The organism is Sphingomonas sp. BK235, from assembly GCF_004345855.1.
Taxonomy (GTDB): domain Bacteria; phylum Pseudomonadota; class Alphaproteobacteria; order Sphingomonadales; family Sphingomonadaceae; genus Sphingomonas.
The window spans coordinates 120032-145603 of sequence record NZ_SLXN01000004.1 but is presented as its reverse complement, the minus strand read 5'-3'; the positions used below and the strand labels follow the sequence as shown (position 1 = coordinate 145603).

Annotated in this window: 24 protein-coding genes; 21 read left to right on the top strand and 3 right to left on the bottom strand. The window is 71.4% G+C overall.

Annotation, left to right across the window (positions count from 1 at the left end; all coding sequences use genetic code 11):
- The first annotated feature begins 177 nt into the window (after positions 1–177).
- From EV292_RS12525 to pal, 8 genes are all read left to right on the top strand, one after another.
- Positions 178–1479 (top strand): UDP-glucose/GDP-mannose dehydrogenase family protein, encoded by a 1302-nt coding sequence (locus EV292_RS12525; protein WP_132909560.1) that lies wholly within the window; start codon positions 178–180, stop codon positions 1477–1479.
- Between the two features lie 104 nt (positions 1480–1583).
- Positions 1584–2579, top strand: a complete 996-nt coding sequence (locus tag EV292_RS12520; RefSeq protein WP_132909559.1) for an MBL fold metallo-hydrolase — start codon at positions 1584–1586, stop codon at positions 2577–2579.
- Between the two features lie 59 nt (positions 2580–2638).
- On the top strand, positions 2639–3139 hold the full coding sequence (locus EV292_RS12515) for a YbgC/FadM family acyl-CoA thioesterase (protein ID WP_132909558.1): 501 nt from the start codon (positions 2639–2641) through the stop codon (positions 3137–3139).
- Complete coding sequence (gene tolQ, locus EV292_RS12510; protein ID WP_132909557.1) at positions 3136–3828, top strand: protein TolQ; 693 nt, start codon at positions 3136–3138, stop codon at positions 3826–3828. Before EV292_RS12515 ends, tolQ begins: the two co-directional genes overlap by 4 nt.
- A 12-nt stretch (positions 3829–3840) precedes the next feature.
- Positions 3841–4272 carry a protein TolR gene (gene tolR / locus EV292_RS12505; protein ID WP_132909556.1) on the top strand — a complete coding sequence of 144 codons (432 nt, stop codon included), beginning with the start codon at positions 3841–3843 and terminating at the stop codon, positions 4270–4272.
- Between the two features lie 7 nt (positions 4273–4279).
- The gene (locus EV292_RS12500) at positions 4280–5254 is read left to right on the top strand and encodes a cell envelope biogenesis protein TolA (protein WP_132909555.1); all 975 of its coding nucleotides are present in this window, start codon (positions 4280–4282) and stop codon (positions 5252–5254) included.
- A gap of 383 nt (positions 5255–5637) precedes the next feature.
- Complete coding sequence (tolB, locus tag EV292_RS12495; protein WP_243693753.1) at positions 5638–7116, top strand: Tol-Pal system beta propeller repeat protein TolB; 1479 nt, start codon at positions 5638–5640, stop codon at positions 7114–7116.
- 67 nt (positions 7117–7183) lie between these two features.
- Positions 7184–7699 (top strand): peptidoglycan-associated lipoprotein Pal, encoded by a 516-nt coding sequence (gene pal, locus EV292_RS12490; protein WP_132909553.1) that lies wholly within the window; start codon positions 7184–7186, stop codon positions 7697–7699.
- A gap of 128 nt (positions 7700–7827) precedes the next feature.
- Here the strand turns inward: pal and EV292_RS12485 are convergent, their stop codons facing one another.
- The gene (locus tag EV292_RS12485) at positions 7828–8688 is read right to left on the bottom strand and encodes an oxygenase MpaB family protein (RefSeq protein ID WP_243693752.1); all 861 of its coding nucleotides are present in this window, start codon (positions 8686–8688) and stop codon (positions 7828–7830) included.
- A 24-nt stretch (positions 8689–8712) separates the two neighbouring features.
- Positions 8713–9216, bottom strand: coding sequence for a MucR family transcriptional regulator (locus tag EV292_RS12480; RefSeq protein WP_132909552.1), 504 nt, complete (start codon positions 9214–9216; stop codon positions 8713–8715).
- Between the two features lie 224 nt (positions 9217–9440).
- On the opposite strand from EV292_RS12480, the gene EV292_RS12475 reads away from it, so the two are divergent.
- From EV292_RS12475 to EV292_RS12415, 13 genes are all read left to right on the top strand, one after another.
- Positions 9441–10862: an amidohydrolase gene (locus EV292_RS12475; protein WP_207913420.1), complete on the top strand. Its 1422-nt coding sequence runs from the start codon at positions 9441–9443 to the stop codon at positions 10860–10862.
- Between the two features lie 38 nt (positions 10863–10900).
- Positions 10901–12157 (top strand): amidohydrolase family protein, encoded by a 1257-nt coding sequence (locus EV292_RS12470; protein ID WP_132909780.1) that lies wholly within the window; start codon positions 10901–10903, stop codon positions 12155–12157.
- 313 nt (positions 12158–12470) lie between these two features.
- Complete coding sequence (locus tag EV292_RS12465) at positions 12471–14426, top strand: heme lyase CcmF/NrfE family subunit (RefSeq protein ID WP_132909551.1); 1956 nt, start codon at positions 12471–12473, stop codon at positions 14424–14426.
- Complete coding sequence (locus tag EV292_RS12460; protein ID WP_132909550.1) at positions 14423–15016, top strand: DsbE family thiol:disulfide interchange protein; 594 nt, start codon at positions 14423–14425, stop codon at positions 15014–15016. The genes EV292_RS12465 and EV292_RS12460 overlap by 4 nt, the downstream gene beginning before the upstream one ends.
- Complete coding sequence (locus tag EV292_RS12455; RefSeq protein ID WP_132909549.1) at positions 15013–15414, top strand: cytochrome c-type biogenesis protein; 402 nt, start codon at positions 15013–15015, stop codon at positions 15412–15414. The genes EV292_RS12460 and EV292_RS12455 overlap by 4 nt, the downstream gene beginning before the upstream one ends.
- Positions 15415–15921: 507 nt before the next feature.
- Entirely contained in the window at positions 15922–16740 is an 819-nt protein-coding gene (cysQ, locus tag EV292_RS12450; protein WP_132909548.1) for a 3'(2'),5'-bisphosphate nucleotidase CysQ, read from the top strand.
- Positions 16741–16753: 13 nt separating this feature from the next.
- A complete protein-coding gene (cysD, locus tag EV292_RS12445) occupies positions 16754–17650 on the top strand; it encodes a sulfate adenylyltransferase subunit CysD (RefSeq protein WP_243693751.1) in 897 nt (298 codons plus the stop codon).
- A 43-nt stretch (positions 17651–17693) separates the two neighbouring features.
- Positions 17694–19601, top strand: coding sequence for a sulfate adenylyltransferase subunit CysN (cysN, locus tag EV292_RS12440; protein ID WP_132909546.1), 1908 nt, complete (start codon positions 17694–17696; stop codon positions 19599–19601).
- Between the two features lie 151 nt (positions 19602–19752).
- Positions 19753–21168, top strand: coding sequence for an MATE family efflux transporter (locus EV292_RS12435; RefSeq protein WP_132909545.1), 1416 nt, complete (start codon positions 19753–19755; stop codon positions 21166–21168).
- A 129-nt stretch (positions 21169–21297) separates the two neighbouring features.
- Positions 21298–21585 carry a co-chaperone GroES gene (gene groES, locus EV292_RS12430; RefSeq protein WP_132909544.1) on the top strand — a complete coding sequence of 96 codons (288 nt, stop codon included), beginning with the start codon at positions 21298–21300 and terminating at the stop codon, positions 21583–21585.
- Positions 21586–21640: 55 nt separating this feature from the next.
- Positions 21641–23284 carry a chaperonin GroEL gene (groL, locus tag EV292_RS12425; RefSeq protein ID WP_132909543.1) on the top strand — a complete coding sequence of 548 codons (1644 nt, stop codon included), beginning with the start codon at positions 21641–21643 and terminating at the stop codon, positions 23282–23284.
- A 192-nt stretch (positions 23285–23476) separates the two neighbouring features.
- Positions 23477–24034: a Uma2 family endonuclease gene (locus EV292_RS12420; RefSeq protein WP_132909542.1), complete on the top strand. Its 558-nt coding sequence runs from the start codon at positions 23477–23479 to the stop codon at positions 24032–24034.
- A 10-nt stretch (positions 24035–24044) separates the two neighbouring features.
- Positions 24045–24512 carry a DUF3429 domain-containing protein gene (locus EV292_RS12415; protein WP_243693750.1) on the top strand — a complete coding sequence of 156 codons (468 nt, stop codon included), beginning with the start codon at positions 24045–24047 and terminating at the stop codon, positions 24510–24512.
- Between the two features lie 16 nt (positions 24513–24528).
- Here EV292_RS12415 and EV292_RS12410 read toward each other — a convergent pair whose 3' ends face one another.
- Complete coding sequence (locus tag EV292_RS12410) at positions 24529–25569, bottom strand: mannose-1-phosphate guanylyltransferase/mannose-6-phosphate isomerase (protein WP_279432424.1); 1041 nt, start codon at positions 25567–25569, stop codon at positions 24529–24531.
- Positions 25570–25572 lie beyond the last annotated feature (3 nt).

Sequence of the window (25572 nt, the reverse complement as noted above, 5' to 3'; positions counted from 1 at the left end):
TTCGGTGGGGCAGCCGATCGTGCCCGGCCGCGGTGTTTCACCGCGCTACCGCCCCGAATCCGACCACTTGTATGCTGCACTGCACATGAGAAGACTTGTCATGGCCGCGCGCGAGTGGGTAGCGCGTCGCCGAGGGACGCGCGCTGCACAGCGCCAAGAGAATGAGGAGCGACCATCTTGCGCATCACCATGATCGGTTCGGGCTATGTCGGGCTGGTGTCGGGCACCTGCTTCGCGGACTTCGGGCATGACGTCGTGTGCGTCGACAAGGACGCGGGCAAGATCGAGCGGCTGCTCGCGGGCAAGATGCCGATCTACGAGCCGGGTCTGGAGGATCTGGTGGCGCGCAACGTCCAGGCGGGGCGGCTGCGCTTCACCACCGACCTCAAGGAGGGCGTGACGGGCGCGGACGCGGTGTTCATCGCGGTCGGCACCCCGTCGCGCCGCGGCGACGGCCACGCCGATCTGTCCTATGTCTATGCCGCCGCCAAGGAGATCGGCGAGGCGCTCGACGGCTATACCGTGATCGTCACCAAGTCGACCGTCCCGGTGGGCACCGGCGACGAGGTCGAGCGGATCATCGGCGAGGCCGCGCCCGACGCCGATTTCGGCGTGGTGTCCAACCCCGAGTTCCTGCGCGAGGGCGCCGCGATCGACGACTTCAAGCGTCCCGACCGCATCGTCATCGGCTCCGAGGACGATCGCGCCACCGAGGTGATGCGCCAGGTGTACCGCCCGCTCTACCTCAACGCCGCGCCGATCCTGGTGACCAAGCGCCGCACCGCCGAGCTGATCAAATATGCCGGCAACGCCTTCCTCGCGACCAAGATCACCTTCATCAACGAGATCGCCGACCTGTGCGAGAAGGTGGGCGCGGACGTGAAGGACGTCAGCCGCGGCATCGGGCTCGACAATCGCATCGGCTCGAAGTTCCTCCACGCCGGGCCGGGCTATGGCGGCTCGTGCTTCCCCAAGGACACGCTGGCGCTGCTCAAGACCAGCCAGGACTATGACGCGCCGCAGCGCATCGTCGAGGCGGTGGTCGCGGTGAACGACAATCGCAAGCGCGCGATGGGGCGCAAGATCGTCCATGCGATGGGTGACGACGTGCGCGGCAAGACGGTCGCGGTGCTGGGACTGACCTTCAAGCCCAACACCGACGACATGCGCGACTCCCCGGCGATCTCGGTGATCCAGACGCTGCAGGACGCCGGCGCGACGGTGAAGGCCTATGATCCCGAGGGCACCGAGCAGGCGCAGAAGGTGCTGGACAACGTCACCTATTGCACCGGCCCCTATGAGGCGATCGAGGGCGCGGACGCGCTCGCCATCGTCACCGAATGGGACCAGTTCCGCGCGCTCGACCTCGACCGCGTCAAGTCGCTGCTCAAGGCGCCGGTGCTGATCGACCTGCGCAACATCTACAATCCCGACGAGATCGCCGCGGCGGGGTTCCAGTACACCAGCATCGGGCGCTGACGCTTACGGGGCGGGTCTCGCCGAGGCCCGCCCAGCTCAGACCCGACACGCCGAGCGGCCGTGCGCGGTTCCGTCGCCGGCTGGCAGCGGCTAGCGTCGCGCGCATGGCGCACAATCCTTATTACGACGGGCCGTCGAGCGATCATTACGACGGCACGCGCTTCTTCAACCCGGGCGCGCCGCCCGCGCGCGGCACGCTGCGCGCGCTGCTGCGCTGGAAGCTCGCAGGCGCCGCGGCGCGCTGGCCGCGCGCGGTCGCGGTCACGCCGGCGCTGCCCGCGGCGCGGGTCGACCGGCTGCGCGTCACGATGGTGGGCCATGCCGCGCTGCTGATCCAGGTCGCGGGGCGCAACCTGCTCACCGACCCGCTGTGGTCGGAACGGGCCAGCCCGGTACGCTTCGCGGGGCCGCGCCGCGTCACCGCGCCGGGGATCGCCTTCGACGATCTGCCGCCGATCGACGCGGTGCTGCTGAGCCATTGCCACTACGACCATCTCGACGTCGCGACGCTGCGCCGGCTCCACGCCGCGCACGCGCCGCTGATCGCCACCCCTCTCGGGGTCGACGCGATCGTGCGCGCCGCGGTCCCCGGCGCACGCACGATCGCGGGCGACTGGTGGCAGCGGCTCGCGCTCGACGACGCGATGACCAGCACGCTCACGCCAGCGCTCCACTGGAGCAATCGCAGCCCGCGCGACGCGCGCATGTCACTGTGGGCGGGGCACGCGCTCGAGGTGGCGGGGCAGCGGCTGTGGTTCGCGGGCGACACCGGCTATGGCGACGGCGCGCTCTTCACGCAGATCGGCGCGCGGCTCGGCGCGCCCGATCTCGCGCTGATCCCGATCGGCGCCTATGAGCCGCGCTGGTTCATGGCGCCGCAGCACGTCGATCCCGCCGAGGCGGTGCGGATCTTCGCCGCGGTGGGCGCGCGGCGCGCGCTGGGGATCCATTGGGGCACGTTCCAGCTCACCGACGAGGCGCGCGAGGCGCCGCGCGACGCGCTCGCCGCGGCGCTGGCGGCGGCGGGGATCGCGCCCGACCGCTTCGTCGCGGCCGCGCCCGGCGGAGTCTATGACGCGCCCGCCGCCGTGCCGCGCTGACCCACGTCATCCCCAAGCGGGGTTCCCACCCCCCGGCGCATCGGTTACCAGCCTCAGCCATGACGGCGGGCGGCCAGGATCAGCCAGCGGAGGGGCGGTTCGCGGGGAGGGTGCATCTCTTCCCGCTGCGCGTCTATTTCGAGGACACCGATCTCTCCGGCGTGGTCTACCACGCCAATTACCTGCGCTACATGGAGCGCGCCCGTTCCGACATGCTCCACGTCGCCGGGATCGACCAGCGCGCGCATCATGAGGCGGGCGGCGGCGCCTATGCCATCGCCGACCTGCACATCCGCTACGCCGCCCCCGCGCGGCTCGGCGACGCGCTGCTGGTGGAGAGCGAGGTGGCGCAGGCGCGCGCCGCCAGCGTGGTCATTCATCAGACAGTCAGGCGCGGCGCGGAAATGCTGGCGCGGGCAGAGGTCACCGCCGCGCTGGTCGGCGCCGACGGTCGGCCGCGGCGCCAGCCGGCAGCCTGGCTCGAGCAGTTCCGCCGCCTCGCCGCCACCGCCGCGGCGGATAGCGCGTCGGCCGACACCACAGGGGAAGAGACGCCGTGAATCCGATATTGCAGACCGACGCCGCGACCCTGTCGCCGATCGCGCTGTTCCTCCAGGCCGATTGGGTGGTGAAGGGCGTGATGCTCGGGCTGCTGCTCGCCAGCATCTGGACCTGGGCGATCATCATCGGCTTCTGGCTCAAGCTCGGCCGCACCAAGCGCAAGAGCGCGCAGTTCGAGCGCGACTTCTGGAAGGCGGACGACATCGACGCCTTCTACAAGAGCAACGGCCAGAGCGACCTGCCGTCCGCGCGCGTGCTCGCCGCCGGCGTCACCGAGTGGCGCCGCTCGACCCACGGCAATGTGATCGATCGCGACGGCACGCGCGAGCGGCTCGGCACGGTGATGGGCGCGGCGGTGGCCAAGGAGATCGACGACATCTCGGACCGGCTCAACGTGCTCGCCACGGTCGGCTCGGTGGCGCCGTTCGTCGGGCTGTTCGGCACGGTGTGGGGCATCATGCGCAGCTTCACCGCGATCGCCAGCCAGCAGAACACCAGCCTCTCGGTGGTGGCGCCGGGCATCGCCGAGGCGCTGTTCGCCACCGCGATCGGGCTGTTCGCGGCGATCCCCGCGGTGATTGCGTACAATCGCTTCGGCCATGCCATCAACCGCATCGAGGCGCGGCTCAACCGCTTCGCCGACGGCTTCCACGCCACGCTGTCGCGCCAGCTCGACGGCGAGCGCTGAGGGCTAGCGCACATGGCGATGAACCTCCCCTCCAGCCGCGGCAAGGGCCGCAAGGCGCCGATGGCGGAGATCAACGTGACGCCGCTGGTCGACGTCATGCTGGTGCTGCTGATCATCTTCATGGTGACCGCGCCGCTGCTCACCCAGGGCGTGCCGGTGAACCTGCCCGACAGCCGCGCCAAGCCGCTCGACCAGGACCAGCAGCCGACCGAGATCTCGCTCGACGAGCAGGGCCGGATCTTCGTCGCCAAGGAGGAGGTGCCCGCCGACGCGCTGGCGTCGCGGCTTGCCGCCATTGCCGCCACGGGCAAGGACGGCCAGCCGCCGCAGGTGTTCCTGCGCGCCGACCGCGGGCTCGACTATGGCCGCGTGATGCGCGTGATGGGCGAGCTCAACCGCGCCGGGCTCAACCGCGTCGCGCTCGTCACCGTCGGCGAGGACTGACGCGGACGTGGAACGCGCCGAGAAGATCGGGCTGGGAGTCGCGGCGGCCGGGCATATCCTGCTCTTCGGCCTGCTGTCGGTCGGCTTCCTCGATACGCCCAACCCGATCAAGCTGAAGCAGAACCCGGTCGAGGTCAGCCTCGTGCAGGACGTCGGGCTCGAGGCCGCCGCGCCCGCCGCGACCGAGCCGCCGTCGCAGCGCGTGTCGCCCGAGGCGGGCGAGCCGGTCGACTCGCCGCCGCCCGCCGCGGCGCCGCCCGCGCCGGTGCCCGCCCCCGCGCCGGTCCCCGAGCCGCGCCCGGAGCCTAAACCGGAGCCGAAGCCCGCGCCGCCGAAACCGGCGCCGCCCAAGCCTGCGCCACCCAAGCCGGCGCCCGCGCCCAAGCCCGAACCCAGGCCGCAGCCCAGGCCCAAGCCGGCCCCGGCGGCGGAGAAGGCGCCGGCCAAGTCCGCGCCGACCAAGCAGCAGAGCGCCGCGAGCGCGCCGAGCAAGGCCAAGGCGCCCGCCGCCGCGGCCAAGGGCGCGGGGAAGACCGAGACCGCCAAGGCCGAGCGCCCCAAGGGCGGCCGGCTCGGCAGCGACTTCCTCAAGGGCCTCACCGCGGAGAAGAGCAGCGCCAAGGAGAGCGACGCGCCGCCGTCCGCGGCGCGGGTCGACGCGCGCGCGCTGGCGGGGATCCAGCAGGCGATCGCGCGCCAGATCCAGCCCTGCGCCGACCGTCAGGTCGATCCCGGCCCGGGCGCCAACCAGATCGTCACCACGCTCAACCTGCGGCTCAACCGCGACGGCACGCTGGCGGCGGTGCCGACAGTGGTGCGCCAGTCGGGCGTCGACGACGACAACCAGCGCTACGCGCGGCGCGTGGTCGATCTCGGCGTGGCCGCGTTCAAGGGCTGCTCGCCGCTCAAGCTGCCGGCCGAATATTATGCCACCGCCAACGGGGGGTGGAGCAACATCAACTACAATTGGAAACTGCGGTGATGCGACTCCGACTCTGCGGTTCTACGCCCTTCCGCCGGGCCTCTTCTTACGCCGTCACCCCGGTGGAGGCCGGGGGCCAGTCGGCAGGGCAGACCGGCACCCCATTCACACCGTCATCCCGGACGTGTTCCGGGATCCAGGGTTCCGCAAGCGCCTCGGCCGCTGCGTTCGCGGCACGGTGGATCCCGGACCAAGTCCGGGATGACGGCAGGGGGACGGGGCGCGTCCCTCCGACGGATGCCGGTGCCCCAATGGGAGGGCAGCTCGCGGCCCCATCCACCCCGTCATCCCGGACGTGTTCCGGGATTCAGGTTTCCGCGAGCGCCTCGGCCGCTGCGTTCGCGGCACGGTGGATCCCGGAACAAGTCCGGGATGACGGGGGTGTGCTGGGCGAGCGTCGTGTGCGCACCGCCGGCCACATGCCCGCGCGCACCACCGGCCGTACGCCCGCGCGTGCCGCCGCCGGCCTCACCGCGCTGCTCGCCTCGGCCGCCGCCTTCCTCGCCACCCCCGCCGCGGCGCAGCTCGTCCCGCCCGCCGGCACCCCCGCCGCGCCCGCGCCGGCGCAGCAGCCCGGCGCGCCCGTCGGCCAGACCCCGCCGCCGCTCGAGGTCGACGTCACCGGCGGCATCTCGGCGCCGATGCCGATCGCGATCCCGCCGATGCCGACCCAGGCGGTGGTGCAGACCCCCGCCGGCCCGACCGACCGGCTCGGCCGGCAGCTCAGCGAGATCGTCGCCAACGACCTGCGCAACTCGGGGCTGTTCAACCCGCTGGCCGGCGCCGCGACGCGCGCGATCGCCTTCCCCGAGGTGACCGCGCCCGCTTATGATTACTGGGGCGGGTCGGGCGCGCAGGCGCTGGTGCAAGGCTATATCCGCGCCAACGGCGACGGCACGCTGACGGTCGGCTGCTACCTCTACGACGTGTCTGCGCGCACCGAGCTGACGCGTCAGGGCTTCGTCGTGCCGCCGTCGGACTGGCGCCGCGCCGCGCACAAATGCGCCGACATGGTCTACACCCGCCTCACCGGCGAGGGCGCCTATTTCGACAGCCGCGTCGTCTATGTCAGCGAGACCGGGCCCAAGGCCAACCGCATCAAGCGGCTCGCGATCATGGACCAGGACGGCGCCAACAGCCGCTTCCTCACCGCGGGCTCGTCGATCGTGCTGACGCCGCGCTTCGCGCCCAACCAGCAGTCGATCGTCTATATGAGCTATGTGGGACGGACCCCCGCCATCTATGTCTACGAGCTCGGCTCGGGGCGGCAGCGGCTGGTGGTGCAGAACGTCGCCACCACCTTCGCGCCGCGCTTCTCGCCCGACGGGCGCTATATCCTCTTCTCGATGGCGCAGGCGGGCAACACCGATCTGTACCGCGTCCCGGCCGCGGGCGGCACGCCGCAGCGGCTGACCAACTCGCCCGGCATCGACACCGGCGGCAGCTACTCGCCCGACGGCTCGCGCATCGTGTTCGAGAGCGACCGCTCGGGCGGGCAGCAGATCTACGTGATGAACGCGGACGGATCGAACCAGCAGCGCATCAGCTTCGGCGGCGGGCGCTATGCCACGCCGGTGTGGAGCCCGCGCGGCGACCTGATCGCCTTCACCAAGATCCAGGGCGCGTTCCGCATCGGCATCATGAGCCCGAACGGCTCCGGCGAGAAGCTGCTGACCAACAGCTGGCAGGACGAGGGCCCGTCGTGGAGCCCCAACGGCCGCGTGCTGATGTTCTTCCGCCAGGGCCGCGGCAACGCCGGCAAGGCCGATCTGTGGTCGGTCGACCTCACCGGCGTCAACGAGCGCCGCGTGCCGACGCCGCTCGACGGCTCGGATCCGGCCTGGGGGCCATTGCGCCCGTGAGCGGAAGCGGCGACACTTCATCCGATACGCAACGATCAAAACACTGGCGAACAAGGGAGAACACGCGATGGCACGTTTGACGACCACCCTGTTGATGGCGACGGCTCTGGTGGCCACCGCGGCCTGCTCGAAGAAGCGCCCCGACGTGCTGCCGCCCGCCCCCGGCGGCGCACCCGAGGCGCCGCCGGCGCCCGCGACCGACCCCAACGGCGGGATCACGCCGGGCTCGGCGGCCGATTTCAAGCGCTCGGCGCAGAGCGACACGGTGCTGTTCGGGCTCGACATGTACGACATCGACGGCACCGCGCGCGGCATCCTCGACAGCCAGGCGGCGTGGCTGACGCGCTACCCCAATGTGCGCATCACGGTGGAGGGCCATGCCGACGAGCGCGGCACGCGCGAGTATAACCTCGCGCTGGGCGACCGCCGCGCCAATGCGGCGAAGAACTATCTGGTGGCGCGCGGCATCGCGCCGGCACGGATCACCACGATCAGCTACGGCAAGGAGCGCCCGGTCGCGCTCGGCTCGGACGAGGAGAGCTGGGCACAGAACCGCCGCGCCGTCACCGTCGTGGTGGGCTGATCGGGGCGGGGGCGGCGACCCGTCGCCGTCCCCGCGACCGAAGACGATCTCGCGCGGCGCCGCGCACTCACCTTCCGGCGCAGCGCGTCAACGATCAAGGCGGCGCGGCGACGAGGCCGCGCCACCCCTCACGCCACTTTGAGCGCCCAGCGCAGCACGCGGCTCATCCCGCGCGCGCCCGCGCGGATCGCGGGGCGCGCCGCGGCCGGGGTGGCGCGTCCGTGCAGCGCGGCGGCCCAGTCCGGCAGCAGGTCCACCGCCGCCGCGCCCGCCAGCGCCAGCGCCGCCGACCCCGCCGCATCGTCGCCGGGCGCGAGCAGCGCCGCCGCCACCTCGCGCGTGCGATGGTCGGCGCGCAGGTCCGGCAGCACCCGCGCGTAATAGGCCGCCACCGCGGCGCGCGAGCGCGGCACGTCATGTGCCCCCAGCCGCTCCGCCAGCGGCGCGGTATCGGCGAGATAGCGGTCCTGCTCGGCCGCGCCCAGCGTCGGGTCGCGATAGCGTCGATAGGCGCGCAGGAAGCTGTCCACCTCGGCGACATGGATCCAGGTGAGCAGATCGGGATCGTCGGCGCGATAGCCGGTCCCGTCGGGCAATGTCCCCGCGACGCGCGCGTGGACGCGGCGCACCTGCGCGATCGCGCGCTCGGCGGTGTCGGTCGCGCCGAAGGTGGTGACCGCGATGAACCCCGCGGTGCGGCGCAGCCGCGCCAGCCGGTCGTCGCGGAAGCCGCTATGGTCCCACACGCCCGCGAGCGCGCGCGGGTGGAGCATCTGGAGCAGCAGCGCGGAGATGCCGCCGATCATCATCGCGGAGAAATCGGCGTGGATCGCCCAGGCGGGCGAGTCGCGCGCGATCAGCCCGGGATCGTCGGGCGCGCGCGCGAGGTCGATCGCGTCGCTGCCCACCAGGGCGTGGAGACGCCGTGCGAGCGCGCCGCGGGCGCGCTCGACCAACGGCGACGGCGGAGCGGTGGCGGCGTCACGCACGGCCCCGCTCCGCCGCGGCGGGGCTCAGGCCTCCGCCGGCGCCGCCTTGCGACGGCCGCGCGGGGCCGGCGCCGGGGTCGCCTCGTCACCGCCGCCGCGACGCGCGCCGGGCTTGCGGCCGAGGCCGATCTTCTTCGCCATGTCGCGGCGCGCCTGCGAGTAATTCTCGGCGACCATCGGATAATCGGGCTTCAGGCCGAAGCGCTGGCGATACTCGTCCGGGGTCAGGCCGTGGCCGGCGAGGTGGCGGCGCAGCGTCTTGTACGGCTTGCCGTCGATCAGCGAGATCAGATGATCCTTCGACGCGAGCGACTTGCGCACGGAAACCGCGGGTGTGTACTCGCTCGCCGGCTCTTCCGACGCGGCCGTCGAAGTGCTGGACGACAGGTTCGACACGGCGTCGTGCATCGTCCGCAGAAACGCCGGAACGTCCTCGCCCGAGGCGCGCGTGTTGGGATTGGACAGCCAGGCGATCGTCAGTTCGGTGGCGAGCTCGACCACATTGGTGCTGGCGGTCTCGTCGGTCATCATAACGCTCCTCGAAATGGTATCGTGGCGTCTATACAGCGCTCCAGGCGCCGTCAACGCGTCGGAGACAATAGTTCTAACATGTATTTACGCAATGCGACACGTGAAAACTTGTGCGCGGCAATGTCGGGCCGAACCGTCCCAATTTCGCACGACGCTTGACCGCTCTACGTGGGCGGCTCCATGATCGTACGCGCCGAACAGACAAGCATAAGGGGGTTCGCATGAAGCTGGGTCGTGCGCGAGGCGCGTTGATGTGCGCGGTCGCGATGGTGCTGCCGCTCGCCGCGTGCGCGAGCGACGGCAAGGACCGCCCCAGGAGCACCGCCGCCAAGGCGCCGCCGGTGAAATACGCGCGCGATCCTTACCCTTCCACCTACCACGCTTATCCCGGCGTGCCGACGCTGGTGCGCAACGTCACCGTGTTCGACGGCGAGGGCGGGCGGATCGATCGCGGCGCGGTGCTGCTCGCGGACGGCAAGATCGCCGCGGTGGGTCAGTCGCTCGACGCGCCCGCGGGCGCGACCGTGATCGACGGCGCGGGCAAGTATATCACCCCCGGCATCGTCGACATCCACAGCCATCTCGGCGACTATCCCAGCCCGCAGGTGCAGGCGCTGTCCGACGGCAACGAGGCGACCGCGCCGATCACCGCCGACGTCTGGGCCGAGCACAGCGTGTGGCCGCAGGACCCCGGCTTCGGCCGCGCGCTCGCCAACGGCGGGGTGACGACGCTGCAGATCCTGCCGGGCTCGGCCAATCTGATGGGCGGGCGCAGCGTGGTGCTCAAGAACGTCTACGCGCGCACGATGCAGGCGATGAAGTTCCCCGGTGCGCCCTACGGCCTCAAGATGGCGTGCGGCGAGAACCCCAAGCGCGTCTACGGCGGCAAGAACCGCGCGCCGTCGACCCGCATGGGCAATGTCGCGGTGGATCGCCAGACCTGGGCCAAGGCGGTGGCGTACAAGCGCAAGTGGGACAAATACGAGAAGGACGGCGGCGATCCGCCCGACCGCGACATCGGCATGGACACGCTGCGCGGCGTGCTCTCGGGCGAGATCATGGTGCAGAACCACTGCTACCGCGCCGACGAGATGGCCATCGTGCTCGATATGGCCAAGGAGTTCGGCTACCACGTCACCGCCTTCCACCACGCGGTCGAGGCCTACAAGATCGCGGACCTGCTCAGGGCCAGCGGCACCTGCGCCGCGGTCTGGGCCGACTGGTACGGCTTCAAGATGGAGAGCTACGACGGGATCGGCGAGAATCTCGCGATCCTCGATCACGCGGGCGCGTGCGCGATGATCCACTCCGACGACGAGAACGGCATCCAGCGGCTCAACCAGGAGGTCGCGAAAGTACTCTCCTCGGCGCGCCATGCCGGGATCCAGGTGAGTGACGAGGCGGCGTGGAAGTGGCTCTCGCTCGGGCCGGCCAAGGCGCTCGGCATCGACGCGCAGACCGGCAGCCTGCGCCCCGGCAAGATGGCCGACGCGGTGCTGTGGAACGGCAATCCGTTCAGCGTCTACACCAGGCCCGAGAAGGTCTGGGTCGACGGCGCGCTGCTCTACGATTCGAGCGACCCGAAGCGCCGCCCGGTGAGCGACTTCGAGCTCGGCCAGCCCGGTTCGGGAGACGTCAAGTGACGCGCGCGGTGCTCCTCCTCGCCGCCAGCGTGCTGGCCATGCCCGCCGCGGCGCAGACGATCGCGATCACCGGCGGCACCGTCGCGATCGGTGACGGCTCGGCGCCGATCGAGCGCGGCACCGTCGTGATCGCCGACGGCCGCGTCGTCGCCGCGGGCGCGGGCGTGGCGGTGCCCGCGGGCGCCGAGCTGGTCGACGCCACCGGCAAATGGGTGACGCCGGGCGTGGTCTCGGCGATGACCGACCTGTCGCTGGTCGACGCCGACGGCGTGTCCGAGAGCAATGACGCGGGCGCGAGGAACTCGCCGTACAAGGCCTCGATCGACGTGTCGGTCGCGGTCAATCCGTCGGGGGTGAAGGTCGCCAACGAGCGGCTCGGCGGCGTCACGCGCGCGATCGTCGCGCCCGACGCGGGCGGGTCGATCTTCGCCGGGCAGGGCGCGGTGATCGACCTCGGCAGCGACCCCGATGCGCTCACCCGTGCGCGCGCGTTCGAATATGTCGAGCTGGGCGAGGACGGTGGCAAGCTCGCCGGCGGCAGCCGCCCCGCGGCCTGGGCGCTGCTGCGCGACGCCTTCCAGCAGGCGCAGGACTATCGCCGCGACCCCAAGGGGTTCGACGGCCGCTCGCGCGACTCGCTGGTGACCCGCGCGGACGCCGAGACGCTCGGGCGCGTGCTCGACGGGCAGCTGCCGCTGCTGGTCCATGTCGAGCGCGCGGCGGACATCCGCCAGGTGCTCGGGCTGACGCGCGACTATGCGAAGGTGAAGCTGGTGCTGGTCGGCGTCGCCGAGGGCTGGCTGGTGGCGCGCGAGATCGCCGCGGCGCGCGTGCCGGTGATCGCGCACGCGCTCGCCGACCTGCCCGCCAGCTTCGAGAGCCTCGCCGCGACCGAGTCGAACGTCGGGCGGATGCGCGCGGCGGGGGTGCAGGTGGCGCTGTCGTCGACCGGGGCGTCGGGCGGCGACCATGTGCTGCGCCAGTTCGCCGGCAACCTCGTGGCGATCACGCGCGTGCCGGGCGCGACCGGGCTCGACTGGGGCCAGGCCTGGGCGTCGATCACCAGCGGCCCCGCCGAGGCGATCGGGCTGGGCGGCGAGATCGGCTCGCTGCGTCCGGGGCGGCGTGCGGACGTCGTGCTGTGGGACGGCGACCCGCTCGAGCTGTCGTCGGTGCCGGTGGCGACCTGGGTCGACGGCCGCGCGCAGCCGATGCGCTCGCGCCAGACCGAGCTGCGCGACCGCTACCTGACCCCGACCGAGGGCGCGCTGCCCAAGGCGTACGAGCGGCGGTAGGCCCAAACCGTCTTCGGCACGGGAAGGGTCGTGCAGGTCGCCATGTCCCCCGGATATGGCTGGAATTGCCGGGGGCAACTCCACCTTCACGACAGCCGCAGGCTGGTGGAGGGGGCTCTCCGCGATCGAGCCGGCGTGTGCGGGGCGAGCCCCCTCCACCACGACGCTGCGGGTGACGGTCCCCCTTCCCATGCCGGGAGGATCCCAGCGCTCCTTTGCCCGTGTCTCTCAACGGCGCGCCACCTCGATCCGCCTCGACGCTCCGCCGCCGCGCCGCTAAAGCCCTGCGCGTGTCGCCCGCGTTTCTCCCAGCATGACCGCCGAGACCGGCCTCGTCGCGCTCTGGCTCGCCGCCGCGCTCGCGCTGGCGCAGCTCGTCCTCGGCGCGCTCGCGCTCAAGCAGGGCGCCGACGCCGCGCGCGCGGCGCCGACGGTGCGCGCGGTCGCCACCGTCCAGGGCGCGCTGTCGCTGATCGCGATGGCGGCGTTGATCGCGGCCTTCCTCGCCTCGGACATGTCGGTCGCGCTGGTCGCCGCCAACAGCCACTCGATGAAGCCGACGCTCTACAAGTTCGCGGGCGCGTGGGGGAACCACGAGGGCTCGATGCTGCTGTGGGTGACCATCCTCGGGCTTGCCGGCGCGGCGGTGGCGCGGCTGGAGCACCGCCTGCGCGCGGACACGTTGGTCGCCACGCTGGCGGCGCAGGCGACGATCGCGCTGGGCTTCTACGCCTTCCTGCTGTTCGCCTCCAACCCGTTCGCGCGGCTCGACCCCGCGCCCGCGGACGGCGCCGGGCTCAACCCGCTGCTGCAGGACCCCGGGCTCGCCTTCCACCCGCCGACGCTCTATGCCGGCTATGTCGGCCTGTCGGTGGCCTTCTCCTTCGCGGTGGGCGCGCTGGTGACGCGCGACGTCGGCGCGGCCTTCGCGCGCGCGATGCGCCCCTGGGTGCTCGGCGCCTGGATCTTCCTGACGCTCGGCATCACCGCGGGCAGCTACTGGGCCTATTACGAGCTCGGCTGGGGTGGCTGGTGGTTCTGGGACCCGGTGGAGAACGCCAGCCTGATGCCGTGGCTCGCCGCGACCGCGCTGCTCCATTCGGTGAGCGTGCTGGCGACGCGCGATGGCCTGCGCGCCTGGACCGTGATGCTGGCGGTGGTCGCCTTCTCGATGAGCATGATCGGCACCTTCCTGGTGCGCTCGGGCATCCTCACCAGCGTCCACGCCTTCGCGGTCGACCCGCGCCGCGGCGCCTTCATCCTGGCGCTGCTGGTGATCTACATCGGCGGCGCGCTGCTGCTGTTCGGCCTGCGCATCGGCACGGTGCGGCAGGGCAAATTGTTCGAGGCGGTCAGCCGCGAGGGCTCGCTGGTGGCGAACAACCTGCTGCTCACCGTGATCCTCGGCATCGTGCTGATCGGTACCTTCTACCCGATTGTCGCCGCGGCGATGGGGGTGCAGCTCTCGGTCGGCCCGCCCTTCTTCGATTCGACCGCGGGGCCGGTGGCGCTGCTGCTGGTGGCGGTGCTCGCCGCCGGGCCGGTGATGCGCTGGCGCCGCGACGAGCCGAGCGAGGTGGCGCAGCGGCTGTTCCCGGCGATCGCCGCCACCTTGTTCGCGGGGGTCGGCGCCTTCGTGCTGGGCGGGCCGATCGCGCCGCTGCCGCTGCTCGGCATCGCGCTCGGCGTCGGCCTGGCGGTGGCGAGCGTCGCGCCGCTGGCGAAGCGCAACCTGCGCCGCGCGCCGCTCCAGCTCTGGGGCATGGTGGTGGCGCATCTCGGCGTCGCGGTGTCGCTGATCGGCATGGCGGCGAGCACCGCCTATACGCAGGAGCGGCTGGTCGCGGTCGGCACCGGCGACCCCGCGCGCGTGGCGGGCTTCACCGTCCGGCTGGAGGGCGTGCGCCCGCTGGTGGGGGACAATTGGACCGCGCTCGAGGGCCGGCTGGCGGTGACGCTCGACGACGAGCCGGTGGCGGTGCTGCGCCCGCAGGTGCGCTATTTCACCACGCCAGTGACGACCACCAACGAGAGCGCGATCCTGACGCGCTGGGACGGGCAGCTTTACGCGGTGCTCGGCACGCTGGGCGAGGACGGGCGCTGGCAGCTGCGGCTGTGGTGGAAGCCGATGGTGACGCTGATCTGGTTCGGCGGCTTCCTGATCGCTTTGGGCGGCGCGCTGGCGCTGATGGGGCACCAGTGGCGGCTGTGGCAGCAGCGCCGCCGCGCCGACGCGCTCGCCGAGAGCGCCGCCTGGGGCGCGGCGTGAGCGCGGGGGCGGATCGGGAAGGCGCGACCGGCGCCGGGCCGCGCCACGCGCGCTGGCTGCTGTGGCTGCCGCTCTGCGCCTTCGGCGTCGTGCTGGCGGTGGTGCTGTGGGGGCTGTGGCGCCCGGCCGACCGCACGGTCTACTCGGCGATGGTGGGCAAGCCGCTGCCTTCCTTCACGCTGCCCGCGATCGCGCCGGGCAAGCCGGGCGTGACCGACGCCGACTTCCGGCGCGGCGCGCCGCGGCTGCTCAACGTCTTCGCCAGCTGGTGCGTGCCCTGCGTCGCGGAGGCGCCGCAGCTGCTGACGCTCAAGGCCGCGGGCGTGCCGATCGACGCGGTGGCGATCAAGGACACGCCCGCCGACGTCGCCGCCTTCCTCCGGCGCCACGGCGATCCCTATGCCAGCGTCGGCAGCGACCCGCACAGCCGGCTCCAGCTCGCGCTCGGCTCGTCGGGCGTGCCCGAGACCTTCGTGGTCGACGGGCAGGGCATCATCCGGCTCCAGCATGTCGGCGACATCCGCGCCGAGGACGTGCCCGCGCTACTCCAGGCGCTGGCGGCGGCGCGGACTCCGGCGGCGGTGCGATGAGGCGCGCCGCGGCGTTGGCGCTGCTGCTGGCGGCGGTGCCGCTGGAGGCGCAGACCGCGCTGCCCCCGCTCGCTTATACCCAGTTGCGCGACGCCGAGCAGGAGCGCCAGGCGCGCGCGCTGATGGAGACGTTGCGCTGCCTCGTCTGCCAGGGCCAGTCGATCGCGGATAGCGACGCCGACATGGCCGGCGAGATGCGCGCTTTGGTGCGCCAGCGCGTGGCGGCGGGGGAGTCGCCGCGCGCGGTGCGCGACTGGCTGATCGCGCGCTACGGCGATTACGTCAGCTACGACCCGCCGGTGTCGCGCGCGACGCTGCCTTTGTGGCTGGCGCCGCTGCTGCTGCTCGCGATCGGCGTGATGGTGGCGCGGGGCTCGTTCCGGCGGCGCGGGCGGTAGCGGCGGGCGCTACCGCGCCACTGGCGTCATCCTGAACTCGTTTCAGGATCCACGGGTCCAGACCTAAAAGGTTCATTGTCGCGGAAGCGACTCGCCCCCGTCATCCCGGGCTCGACCCGGGATCCATGGTGCCGCGAGAGCAGCGGGCGTTGCTCTCGCGGAGGAATGGATCCCGGCGCGAGGCCGGGATGACGGTGAGGGAAGAGAAAGAGGTCTCCCTCATTACAGCGTATCACCCGCGAAGAGCAGCGGCCGATCAGGCGGCCGAAGATGCAAGCCACCTTTTGGGTCCGGACCAACGGCGCCGCATACCCGGATACGGCGGCGCCTGCGGGACGGTGGATCCTGAAACGAGTTCAGGATGACGCCGGCGAGGGGGACGCCTCATGCTCACCCCGCGCTCCTCGGCTCGGCACAGCCGGCTTGCCGCCGCCCAACCCCAACTTGCGGAGGATCGCGCTTATTCTTGCTGGTCGCGGCGCGCGTGCCACGCCACATACGACATCCATGACCGACATCACCGACCGTCCCGCGCTGCTCGCCGCGATCGTCGCGCTCGCCGAGGCGGGGGGCGATATCGTGTGGCGCCACTTTACCGCCGGCTGCGCGGTGATGCACAAGAGCGACGACAGCCCCGTCACCGCCGCCGACCGCGACGCCGAGGCCGCGATCCTCGCCGGGCTCGCCGCGATCGCCCCCGCGATCCCGGTCGTCGCCGAGGAACAGGCCGCCGCGGGCGATATCCCCGCGGTCGCGGACGCCTTCTTCCTGGTCGACCCGCTCGACGGCACCAAGGAGTTCGTCCGCCACGGCGAGGATTTCACCGTCAATATCGCGCTGATCGAGCAGGGGGCGCCGACCATGGGCGTGGTCTACGCCCCTGCGCGCGACGCGCTCTATTGGGGCGACGTCGCGCAAGGCGCCGCCTGGACCGCCGCGCGCGCGCCCGGCGGCGCCCGCGGCGCGGCGCAGCCGATCCGTGTCCGCACCTGCGGCGGCAAACCCTGTGCGGTGGCGTCGAAGAGCCACGCCATGCCGGGGCTCGACGAATGGCTCGACGCCGGCGGGGTGAGCGAGCGCGTCGCGGTCGGCTCCAGCCTCAAGTTCGCTTTGGTGGCGTGCGGCGAGGCCGACGTCTACCCGCGCACCGGCCCGACGATGGAGTGGGACACGGCCGCGGGCGACGCGGTGCTGCGCGCCGCGGGCGGGCGCACGCTCGACGTCGATGGCGCGCCCTTCACCTACGGCAAGCCGGGCTATCGCAACGCCGGCTTCGTCGCCACCGGCGGCTACCAGCCCGCACCGCTGCGCCCCTACCTCCGCTGAGAGCCGCCCGACGATGACGCTGACCCACCTCGACCGGCTTGAGGCCGAGAGCATCCATATCCTGCGCGAGGTGGTCGCGGTCGCGGAGCGGCCGGTGATGCTCTACTCGATCGGCAAGGACAGCGCGGTGATGCTCCACCTCGCGCGCAAGGCCTTCTATCCCGCGCCGCCGCCCTTCCCGCTGCTCCACGTCGACACGACGTGGAAGTTCCAGGCGATGTACGCGCTGCGCGACCGTGCCGCGCGCGAGGCGGGGATGGAGCTGATCGTCCACCGCAACCCCGAGGCGCTGGCGCGTGGGATCAACCCGTTCGATCACGGCGCGCTCCACACCGAATTGTGGAAGACCGAGGGGCTCAAGCAGGCGCTCGACCTGCACCGCTTCGACGCCGCGTTCGGCGGCGCGCGCCGCGACGAGGAGAAGAGCCGCGCCAAGGAGCGCATCTTCTCCTTCCGCAGCGCGACGCACCGCTGGGACCCCAAGGCGCAGCGCCCCGAACTGTGGCAGCTGTACAACGCGCGCCACGCCAAGGGCGAGAGCATGCGCGTCTTCCCGATCTCCAACTGGACCGAGCTCGACGTGTGGCAATATATCGCGCGCGAGAAGATCGAGATCGTGCCGCTCTATTTCGCCGCGCCGCGCCCGACGGTGGAGCGCGACGGGCTGCTGCTGATGGTCGACGACCAGCGCTTCCCGCTGGCGCCCGGCGAGGTGCCGGTGGAGCGCTCGATTCGCTTCCGCACGCTCGGCTGCTATCCCTTGAGCGGCGCGGTGGAGAGCGAGGCGGCGACCTTGCACGACGTGATCCGCGAGATGCTGCTCACCACCACCAGCGAGCGCCAGGGCCGCGCCATCGACCAGGACGCCGGCGCGAGCATGGAGCAGAAGAAGCAGCAGGGGTATTTCTGATGGGGGATCGGGCGACGCGGAGTGGCAACTCGGAACCCCGCGCATGACCAGCTACCAGCCCGACGCGCTGATCCGCGCCGACGTCGCCGCCTATCTCGCGCGGCACGAGGAGAAGTCGCTGCTGCGTTTCCTCACCTGCGGCTCGGTCGACGACGGCAAGTCGACGCTGATCGGCCGGCTGCTCTACGACAGCAAGCACGTCTTCGAGGACCAGCTCGCCGCGCTCGAGGATGACTCCAAGCGCGTCGGCACGCAGGGCGGCAACATCGACTTCGCACTGCTGGTCGACGGGCTCGCCGCCGAGCGCGAGCAGGGCATCACGATCGACGTCGCCTATCGCTTCTTCGCCACCGAGAACCGTAAGTTCATCGTCGCCGACACGCCGGGCCACGAGCAGTATACGCGCAACATGGTCACGGGCGCCTCCACCGCCGACCTCGCGGTGATCCTGGTCGACGCGCGCAAGGGCGTGCTGACGCAGACGCGGCGCCACTCCTATCTCGCGCAGCTGCTCGGCATCCGCCACGTCGTGCTGGCGATCAACAAGATGGACCTGGTGAGCTACGACCAGGCCGCGTTCGACCGCATCCGCCTGGCCTATCGCGCCTTCGCCAGCGAGATCGGCATCACCGACTTTCGCGCCATCCCGGTGTCGGGGCTGGGCGGCGACAATATCGCGACGCGCAGCGCGCACATGGACTGGTATGACGGTCCGACGCTGATCGAGCACCTCGAGCAGGTGCCGGTCGACGCCGACCGCGCCGCACGCGCGCCGTTCCGCTTGCCGGTGCAATGGGTCAACCGCCCCGACCTCGACTTCCGCGGCTTCGCCGGCACGATCGCGGGCGGCGCGGTGCGCCCCGGCGACGCGGTGCGGATCGTCCCCTCGGGGCGCACCACCACGGTCAAGCGCATCGTCGCGCTCGGCGGCGACCGCGACCACGCCGAGGCCGGCGAGGCAGTGACGCTGACGCTCGCCGACGAGGTCGACTGCTCGCGCGGCGACGTCATCGCCGCCGCGGACGACCCGCCCGAGGTCGCCGACCAGTTCGAGGCGACGTTGGTGTGGATGGCGGAGGAGGCGATGCTGCCGGGGCGCAGCTACGCCTTCCAGCTCGCCACGCAGAGCGCCTCGGCGGTGCTGCGCCAGCCCAAATATCAGGTCAACGTCAACACGCTGGAGCAGACCGCGGCGCGCACGCTCGAGCTCAACGCGATCGGCGTGGCGACCTTGTCGCTCGACCGGCCGATCGTGTTCCAGCCCTATGAGCAGAGCCGCGAGCTGGGCGGCTTCATCCTGATCGACAAGGCCACCAACGCCACCGTCGCGGCGGGGATGATCCGCTTCGCGCTGCGCCGCGCCAGCAATGTCCACCGCCAGCCGACCGACGTCTCGCGCGAGAAGCGCGCGTCGCTCAAGAACCAGCGCCCCGCGGTGCTGTGGTTCACCGGCCTGTCGGGGGCGGGCAAATCGACCATCGCCAACCTCGTCGAGAAGAAGCTGGCGCGGATGAACCGCCACACCTTCCTGCTCGACGGCGACAACGTGCGGCACGGACTCAACCGCGACCTCGGCTTCACCGACGCCGACCGGGTGGAGAACATCCGCCGCATCGGCGAGGTGGCGCGGCTGATGACCGACGCGGGGCTGATCGTGCTGACCGCCTTCATCTCGCCGTTCCGCGCCGAGCGCGACATGGTGCGCGCGATGCTGCCCGAGGGCGAGTTCGTCGAGGTCCATGTCGACACGTCGCTGGCGGCGGCGGAGGCCCGCGACGTCAAGGGCCTGTACGCCAAGGCGCGCGCCGGCCAGCTGGCGAACTTCACCGGGATCGACAGCCCCTACGAGCCGCCCGAGGCGCCCGAGCTGCGCGTCGACACCGCGGCGGAAGATGCCGAGGCCGCGGCCGAGCGGATCGTGGCGTGGCTGCTGGCGCGCGAGGAGGGGTAAGGATCGGCCGTGTCCCCCGCATCCTCCCCGGCACGGGGAGGATGCGGGGATGCTTCGCTCCGGGGTCTGATCGCCCCCTCGTCAAGCGCTGCCCCAGCGTGGCGCATCCCGCGCGTGCGCGGCGGCGAAGAATCCTCTACCGCACGCCGCGATGCACGGCGCCGCCACCCTCCACCCGCTGACCGAGCGCGCGCCCGCGACGTGGCAGCGCGAGCTGCGCGCGCTCGCCGCGCTCGCCGGGCCGCTGGTCGGGGCCAACCTGCTCCAGATGGCGGTGTTCGCGGTCGACGTCGTGTTCGTCGCGCGGCTCGGCCCGGTCGAGTTCGCCGCCGCGACATTGGGCGTGTTCCTGTTCAACCTGCTCGCCTTCGCGCTCGTCGGGCTGGTCGGCGCGGCCGAGCCGCTGATCGCCGCCGCACTGGGGCGCCGCATCGGCGCGGTGCGGCAGGTGCGGCGCTCGTTCCGCATGGCGTTGTGGCTCGCCGCGGCGGGTTCGCTCGTGGTGATCGCGCTGCTCAACCTCGCCGAGCCGATCCTGCGCCTCGCCGGGCAGGACGCCGCGGTGGCGGCGCGCGCGGGCAGCTTCTGCCGGCTGCTGTCGCTCGCCGCGCCCTTCGCGGTGGCGGCGGCGCTGATGCGGCTCACCGCCGCCGCGCTGGGGCGACCGGGCTGGGCGCTGGTGGTGACGCTGCTCGCGCTCGGCGTCGCGGTGACCGCCAACTGGTGCCTCGTCTTCGGTAACGCCGGTTTCCCCGCGCTGGGGCTGGAGGGCGCCGCGATCGCGAGCGTGCTCACCTCGCTCGCCACCGCGGCGAGCTACGCGGTGATCCTGTCGACCGACCGCCGGCTGCGCCGCTTCCACCTGTTCGGCAATTGGTGGCGGACCGAATGGCCGCGGATGATCGAGATCGCCCGGCTCGGCGCGCCGATCGCGCTCGGCTGGATGGCGGAGGGCGGGCTGTTCGGCGGCGCCGCTCTGCTGATGGGGCTGATCTCGGTCACCGCGATCGACGCGCATGCGGTGGCGCTCAACATCGCCGCGATCGCCTTCCAGGTCCCGTTCGGGCTGGCGCAGGCGGCGACGATCCGCGTCGGCCTCGCCTACGGCGCGGCGGACCCGCGCTGGGTCGGGCGCGCGGGCGGGGTGGCGATCGTGTCGGGTATCGCGGTGATGGTGGTCAGCGCCTCGATCCTCTGGGCGGTGCCCGGGCTGCTGGTGCGCGCCTATGTCGACCCGGCGCGCGAGGTCGCGGTGGCCGCGCTGGCGGTGCAGCTGCTCGGCGTCGCCGCGGTGTTCCAGCTGGTCGACGGCGCGCAGGCGGTCGCGGCGGGCGTGCTGCGCGGGGTGCAGGACACGCGCGTGCCGATGATGATCCAGGTGTTCGGCTATTGGGTGATCGGCTTCGGCATCGCCGCCTTGCTCGGCTTCACCTTCGGCTGGGGCGCGATCGGCATCTGGTGGGGGCTCGCCGCCGGGCTCGGCGTCGTCTCGGCGCTGCTGATCTGGCGCTGGTCGGCGCGCGCGCGGCTCGGCCTGTTGCCTGACCCGAGTGCACGCACGGCCTGACGCACGGTTCCCGAAAAATCGCGCGCCCCCGGTTGACCGCCGCGGGCACGCCCCACATATGCGGGGCGCTGGCACTCGCCCCAGGGGAGTGCCAAAAATCTGTCACATGCCTTCAGAGAGGTAAGAGCAATGAACTTTCGTCCGTTGCACGACCGCGTTCTCGTCCGCCGCGTCGAGGCGGAAGAGAAGACGGCCGGCGGGATCATCATCCCGGACACCGCCAAGGAGAAGCCGCAGGAGGGCGAGGTCGTCGCCGCCGGCACCGGTGTCAAGGCCGAGGACGGCAAGGTCACCCCGCTCGACGTCAAGGCCGGCGACCGCATCCTGTTCGGCAAGTGGTCGGGCACCGAGGTCAAGGTCAACGGCGAGGACCTGCTGATCATGAAGGAGTCGGACATTCTCGGCGTCATCGCCTGAGACCGTCCCGGCGACTCAACTTTCTCAACATTCGTTCATCTGAAAGGGTAGCCACATGGCAGCCAAGGACGTGAAATTCGGCCGCGACGCGCGTGAGCGCATCCTGCGCGGCGTCGACATCCTCGCCGACGCGGTGAAGGTCACGCTGGGCCCGAAGGGCCGCAACGTCGTGATCGACAAGAGCTTCGGCGCGCCCCGCATCACCAAGGACGGTGTGTCGGTCGCCAAGGAGATCGAGCTCAAGGACAAGTTCGAGAACATGGGCGCGCAGATGGTGCGCGAAGTGGCCTCGAAGACCAACGACATCGCGGGTGACGGCACCACCACCGCCACCGTGCTGGCGCAGGCGATCGTCCGCGAGGGCATGAAGTCGGTCGCGGCCGGCATGAACCCGATGGACCTGAAGCGCGGCATCGACCTGGCGGTGACCAAGGTCGTCGCCGACATCCAGGCGCGCTCCAAGCCCGTCTCGGGCTCGCAGGAAGTCGCGCAGGTCGGCATCATCTCCGCCAACGGCGACCGTGAGGTCGGCGAGAAGATCGCGGAAGCGATGGAGAAGGTCGGCAAGGAAGGCGTCATCACCGTCGAGGAGGCCAAGGGCCTCGAGTTCGAGCTGGACGTCGTCGAGGGCATGCAGTTCGACCGCGGCTATCTGTCGCCGTACTTCATCACCAACCCGGAGAAGATGTCGGTCGAGCTCAACGACCCGTACATCCTGATCCACGAGAAGAAGCTGTCGTCGCTCCAGGCGATGCTGCCGATCCTCGAGGCGGTGGTGCAGTCGGGTCGTCCGCTGCTGATCATCGCCGAGGACATCGAGGGCGAGGCGCTCGCCACGCTCGTCGTGAACAAGCTGCGCGGCGGCCTGAAGGTCGCGGCCGTCAAGGCGCCGGGCTTCGGCGATCGCCGCAAGGCGATGCTCGAGGACATCGCGATCCTGACCAAGGGCGAGGTCGTCAGCGAGGATCTCGGCATCAAGCTCGAGAGCGTCACGCTCGGCATGCTCGGCACCGCCAAGCGCGTGACGATCGACAAGGACAACACCACCATCGTCGACGGTGCGGGTGATGCGGAGTCGATCAAGGGCCGCACCGAGGCGATCCGCCAGCAGATCGAGGTGACCACCTCGGACTATGACCGTGAGAAGCTCCAGGAGCGTCTGGCCAAGCTGGCCGGCGGCGTGGCGGTGATCAAGGTCGGCGGCTCGACCGAGGTCGAGGTGAAGGAGCGCAAGGACCGCGTCGACGACGCGCTGCACGCGACCCGCGCCGCGGTCGAGGAAGGCATCGTCCCGGGCGGCGGCACCGCGCTGCTGTACGCGTCGAAGGCGCTCGAGGGCCTCACCGGCGAGAATGACGACCAGACGCGCGGCGTCGACATCGTCCGCAAGTCGCTGACCTCGCTGGTCCGCCAGATCGCGCAGAACGCCGGTCACGACGGTGCGGTGGTCTCGGGCAAGCTGCTCGACGGCAACGACACCTCGCTCGGCTTCAACGCCGCGACCGACACCTACGAGAACCTGGTCCAGGCCGGCGTGATCGACCCGACCAAGGTGGTGCGCACCGCGCTGCAGAACGCCGCGAGCGTCGCGGGCCTGCTGATCACCACCGAGGCGACCGTCTCGGAGCTGCCCGAGGACAAGGCCCCGGCCATGCCCGCCGGCGGCGGCATGGGCGGCATGGGCGGCATGGACTTCTAAGCCGCTGACGGTCCCGCGCCGGCTTGGTCGGCGCGGGATCGGCTTCGGCGCGGACAGCCGGTCGGCAGCGCCGATCCGGTCTGACGTCCCGGACAGCGGCTTTGCCGCTGCCGTCCAAGCGTACAGCAAAGGGCCGGCGGAGCGATCCGCCGGCCCTTTGTTTGCGTGGCGAGCGGGGCTATATTCGTCGTTATGGCGACCGATGCCTACTACCAGCCGATCACCGCCGACCAATTCCTCGCGATGGATTTCGGCACCGATCGGAAATTCGAACTCAGCAACGGCGTCATTCAGATGATGACGGGCGGCACGGAGCTTCACGCCTGGGTGCAGGGTAATCTCGTTGCCTGGTTGCGTCAGGCGCTGCGAGGAAGCGGATGTCGCAGCTATGGCTCGGAAATGGGTGTCCGTGTCGGCGAGCATGACGTCCGCTATCCGGATGTCAGCATCCATTGCGGCAAACGGCCGGATCATGGCGAGAATGTTCGGGCGCTCGATCGTCCGGTCGTGATCATCGAAGTCCTGTCGCCGAGTACGGCAACGTTCGATCAAGGGACGAAGCTGGAGGAGTATCGTAGCATCGATAGCGTACTCCAGATCGTTTTCGTCGACCCGATCAATCAACTGATAAGGACGCACCGGCGTCTCGCCACGGGAAACTGGCTGATCAGCGATTATGCTGCAACCGGCATCGAATTGCCGATGCTCGGCATCACCATCCCGCAGGAAGAGATCTTCGCGCGCGACTGAACGCGCGGCCGTGCGTTCGGCGCGCATAAACCAGCGTGCCCGCATTCCCACCGACAGCATCGTGTTCGGCTATGGCCCGATGCTCCCGCTCGTCGCCGCGGGAGTCGGCGCCTGGGCACTGGCGCCGGGCTGGGGCGTGATCGCGGTGCGGCTGGCGATCGTCTGGGGGGCGCTGATCCTGTCGTTCATCGGCGGGGTGCGGCGCGGCTTCGGCTTCGCGACCCCCGGCGCCGCGACCGCCGTCGAGATCGCCGCGGCGGTCGCTTATGTCACGATCGCCGGCCTCGCGCTGGTGGTGCCGTTCGTCAGCACCGCGCTCGCGCTGCTGGCGGCGGGCTATGCGCTGGCGGCGCTGCTCGACCGGCGCGCCGCGCTCCGCGGCAACGCGCCGGCGCATTTCGCGCGGCTGCGCCCGCCGCAGCTCCTGCTGGGCTGCGCCGGGCTGGCGGCATGCTGGGTCTGGGTGATGACGGCGTAACGCGTGCGCGCGGCGCTCAGCGCTTCATCGCCTCGAGCAGCAGCTTGACGTCCTGGCTGCGCCCGCGCGGCAGGATCAGGATATCGTTGCCGCTCGCGACCACGATCAGATCCTCCACCCCGACCATCGCCACCTTGGCGCCGTCGCTGCGCACCAGGCAGTTGCGCGTGTCGAGCATGATCACCTCGCCCGCGACGACGTTGCCGCCATCGTCGCCCGCGCTGATCGCGTGGAGCGCGTCCCAGCTGCCGACGTCGCTCCAGCCCATCGCCACCGGCACCACCGCGACGCGATCGGCCTTCTCCATCACCGCATAGTCGATCGAGTCGGACGGCGAGGCGGCGAAGGCGGCGGCGTCGGGATAGATGCGCGTGCCGTCGCGCCGCGCCGCATCGAGCGAGCCCTTCACCGCGGCGAGGATATCGGGCCGATGCGCCTCCAGCGCGGCGAGATAGGCGTCGGCGCAGAACAGGAAGATGCCGCCGTTCCAGGCATGGTCGCCCGCCGCCACCATCGCCTCGGCGACGTCGCGCGCCGGCTTCTCGACGAAGCGCGCGACGCGGTGGACGCCGGCGGCGATCTCCTCGCCCACCTTGATATAGCCATAGCCCGTCTCGGGCGCGTCGGGGGTGATGCCGAACGTGACCAGCCAGCCCTGCTCGACCAGCGGCAGCGCGGCGTGGATCGCGGCATGGAACGCCTCGCGGTCGGCGATGACATGGTCCGATGGCATCACCAGCAGCGGGCTCTTGCCCTTCGCCACCAGCGCGGCCAGCGCGATCGCGGGGGCGGTGTTGCGCCCCGCGGGCTCGAGGATCAGCGCCTGCGGCGCCGCGCCGATGCCGGCGAGCTGCGCCTCCACCTCGTCGGCGTGCGCGGCATTGGCCACCACCACCGGTGCGGCGAAGGAGTCGCCGTGCGCGCGCGCGGCGGTGAGCTGGAGCATGGTCTGTTCGGCGGTCAGCGCGAGCAGCTGCTTGGGCTTCTCCGGCCGCGACATCGGCCACAGGCGGGTACCCGATCCACCCGAGAGGATCACCGGCACGATCTCGGTCAACGC